Here is a 3,653-nt window from a genome sequence, read left to right as displayed (position 1 = left end):
CTATTATTATTTATCGGTTTGTATGATGTCGCGCGTTTTAGTTGTTGATGATGATATTCAGTTGTGTGAATTATTGGGTGAAGTTCTAGAGAATGAGGGGTATCACGTTGATACCGTTCATTGTGGCGAGGCTGCATTAGAGTTTATCCAATCCAATCCTGTTGATTTAGTGTTGCTTGATGTGATGCTGCCTAACCTCAGCGGTATTCAAGTCGCGAGGCGCATCTGTCAGCGTTTCGCTACGCCTATCTTGATGCTAACGGCACTCAATGACGATGCATCGATGCTTGATGGTTATCAAGCGGGTGCCGATCAATACATCGCTAAACCTTTCAATGTTCCTGAGCTACTGACCCGTATCAAAGTTATCTTGCGTCGAGTTGGATTTGAGCGTCAGAGACAGTCTCTAGCTTCATCCAACCACGGTTTGTGTGAACAGATCTCTCGTTTACCTCTGACGGGGACAGAAAAAGATCTGCTTGATTATTTGATTAAGAATGACGGCATTGTTGTGTCTAAGTCTGACTTACAAATACATGTCTTAAAGAAAGAGCTGTGTCCCTTTGATCGCAATCTAGACATGCACATCAGTAATATCCGCCGCAAGCTAGTACAGGCAGGCTTGTCTAAACAGCATATTAAAACGGTTCGTGGCAAAGGATATAGCTACTTAGAGTCGGTTGGAGAATGAGTACCAAGCTGATACGTTGCCCTGACTTCATTGCCAAGCGTAAAGATGGACTAACGTTCCAACTTTTCTCATATTTGACAATCATCCTTGTCAGTATCTTTATTTTTCAAGCGGTTGCAGAAAAAGCGTTGATGAAGGCACTACTTAAGGTGCCTGATTCTGTTAAGCAAGAAATGTTGGATCTTGCGTATCAAGCCAATGTGTTAATCGAAGATGGTGATATGGATGAGCTGGCGGACTGGGCCAACGCTCAGCAGTATTACTTGTTTGTTTTAGACAAAGACAATCATCCGTTAACACATAGACACATGCACCCTCACTTTGAGTTCAAGTTACGCTTCTTAAGAACGTTGGATCATCAATTGGATGCTGTTGTGAATCGACCTATCTTTGGCTTACCTTTAGAAAACGGTAATAGCTTGGTTATCCAATTACCGCACCGATTCCATCCCGCAAATTCGTTTGGCTTGTATTCGTCATTGATGAAGGTATTCATCGCTTTCATCATCTTGTCTTTGTTCTCTTTAATAATGGCTCGGAGGCTTCAGCGACCTTTGGATCGTTTGAGAGAGGCGAGCCGACGTTTAGCCGAAGGTGATTTCTCTGTGCAAGTCGTCTCTGAATTGAAATCAAACACCAGAGAGTTTAATGAACTCGCGGTGGATTTTGACCATATGACGTTTGAGATTAAATCATTGGCAGAGAAGCAACGTCGATTGATAAGAGATGTCTCTCATGAGCTCAGAACTCCTTTAGCAAGGCAAAACCTCGCATTACACTTATTGCGTAACAAGGTCGATGACAAGAGCGTTGGTTTGCTCGACCGTATGGAAAGTGAAACCGAAGAGATGAACAAGCTAGTGGGCGAGATCCTCGAATTTAGTCGCTTAGAAACCTCTCGCTACGATTCCAAGCTTAGCTTGATGCACCTAGAGCAATATTGTTCGATGCTTATCGCGCAAATGCAAAATGATTTAAAACCTAATCAAACGCTGGTGGGGGATTTAGAGACTCCGACCTCGATGGTGAACATTGATGAGCGATTGCTTTTAAGAGTAATTGGGAATTTGGTTGGTAATGCGATTAAGTATGCAGGTGAGCATGCTCATATTTCTGTAACGACGTATGAAATGACAATCGATCAACGTTACAGTGTCATTTCTGTAGAAGATGATGGAGAAGGTATCCCTGATAACAAAATTGCAGGTATTTTTGATCCGTTTACTCGTATTGAATCTGCAAGAGACAAGCAGTCTGGTGGCTACGGTCTGGGCCTGGCCATCGTTAAAGAGGCAATGGCTGTGATGAATGGCCATGTCACGGCGGAGAATAGAGAAAGTGGGGGACTCAGAGTGAATCTTATGTTCCCAATTAGTGAGTCAGTTAATTAATCTTACCGCTCTGGTTATATTCCGCGGATGGTACTTCTTTAAATCCATAAAAAACGCCACAGCAAATGCTGTGGCGTTTTTTGTGTTTATAGCTAAAGCGTACCATTAATTACGCTTTAGCTTGAAGCAAGGCTGTTAGATTACGCTTCTTGGCGTGATAGCTTAACTTCTTCTTCTTTCTCACCTGCTGCAGGGTCGTTGAAGCGAGACTCATCAAGAGCGCCTTCAGACTTAGCAACGATGATAGATACGGCACTATCACCTGTGATGTTTACAGCGGTACGGATCATGTCTAGAAGACGGTCAACACCCATGATTAGAGCGATACCTTCAAGCGGTAGACCGACTTGGTTCAATACCATCGCTAGCATCACTAGACCAACACCAGGAACACCTGCAGTACCTACAGACGCCAGCGTCGCTGTTAGGATAACCATCAGGTAATCACCCATAGTAAGGTCGATGTTGTAGGCTTGTGCGATAAACGCAGTCGCAACGCCTTGCATGATTGCAGTACCGTCCATGTTCACTGTTGCACCTAGTGGTACAGTGAATGAAGCGACTTTGTTGTCTACACCCATACGGTTCTTAGCCGTTTCCATTGTTACAGGAATCGTTGCATTCGAAGATGCTGTTGAGAATGCAAACATGATTGCATCTTCCATCTTGCGTAGGAACGTAATAGGGCTAAGGCCAGTGAAGCCTTTAAGCATCGCGCTGTAAGTCACCAAACCGTGTAGTAGAAGAGTACCTGCAAGCACTAAGAAATATTCTGCTAGGTTCCAAATTGCAGCCAAGCCTAAACCAGAGAACAGTTTCGCCATCAAGAAGAACACGCCGTAAGGAGCAAGGTTCATCAGCAAAGCAACAAGCTTCATGATAACTTCGTTTAGGTCTGCAAATACAGCAGCAATGCGCTCACCTGGTTTACCAGCAGCACTAATCGCGATACCGAATAACACAGCAAACACGATTACTTGTAGTGTCTTGCCCTCAGCCATCGCCTGAATAGGGTTGGTTGGGAACATGTCGATGATTACTTGGCCAAGAGAAGGGGCATCCGCTGATTTAAAAGAGCTCGCAGCAGTCAGATCCGCACCAGCACCAGGTTGGAACAGGTTACCGATCGTCAATGCTAGAGTGATAGCAACGGCTGTAGTACCGATATAAAGTGCAAGCGTTTTGCCACCCATACGGCCAAGAGTTGATAAGTCTTTCAGGGAGCTTGTACCGCACACTAGTGAAACGAAGACTAGAGGGACAACAAGCATTTTCAAACTGGCGACAAAAATTTGTCCGCCTACTTCAAAGAGTCCGTTAACGATGTAGTTGTTAACAAATCCACTTTCTGCAAAAAGGGATTGAATGGCAAATCCCGTTAATATACCTACGACCATACCAAGAATTACTCGGCCAGTCAGAGACATAGGTTTTTTGGTATTCATTTAGAACACTCCTTATTATTTATAACTTTGATACCTTTTCAAAGTGAGCAGGAGATTAGCAGTCGGATAATCAAATCGAAAAACAAAAAATGAGTTTGGAATTATAGATGTGATCAAAATCACTAA

Annotated in this window: 3 protein-coding genes; 2 read left to right on the top strand and 1 reads right to left on the bottom strand. The window is 43.7% G+C overall.

The window, feature by feature from the left end; translation table 11 throughout:
• Positions 1–25 precede the first annotated feature (25 nt).
• On the top strand, positions 26–691 hold the full coding sequence (locus tag BCT81_RS23075; RefSeq protein ID WP_102425985.1) for a response regulator transcription factor: 666 nt from the start codon (positions 26–28) through the stop codon (positions 689–691).
• Positions 688–2,082: a sensor histidine kinase gene (locus tag BCT81_RS23070; protein ID WP_102425984.1), complete on the top strand. Its 1,395-nt coding sequence runs from the start codon at positions 688–690 to the stop codon at positions 2,080–2,082. The genes BCT81_RS23075 and BCT81_RS23070 overlap by 4 nt, the downstream gene beginning before the upstream one ends.
• Positions 2,083–2,222: 140 nt before the next feature.
• On the opposite strand, the gene BCT81_RS23065 is transcribed toward BCT81_RS23070, so the two are convergent.
• Positions 2,223–3,527 (bottom strand): dicarboxylate/amino acid:cation symporter, encoded by a 1,305-nt coding sequence (locus BCT81_RS23065; protein WP_102425983.1) that lies wholly within the window; start codon positions 3,525–3,527, stop codon positions 2,223–2,225.
• Positions 3,528–3,653: the final 126 nt, after the last annotated feature.

Source organism: Vibrio sp. 10N.261.52.A1, from assembly GCF_002876325.1.
Taxonomy (GTDB): domain Bacteria; phylum Pseudomonadota; class Gammaproteobacteria; order Enterobacterales; family Vibrionaceae; genus Vibrio; species Vibrio chagasii.
This window is presented reverse-complemented; position numbering and strand designations above follow the sequence as displayed.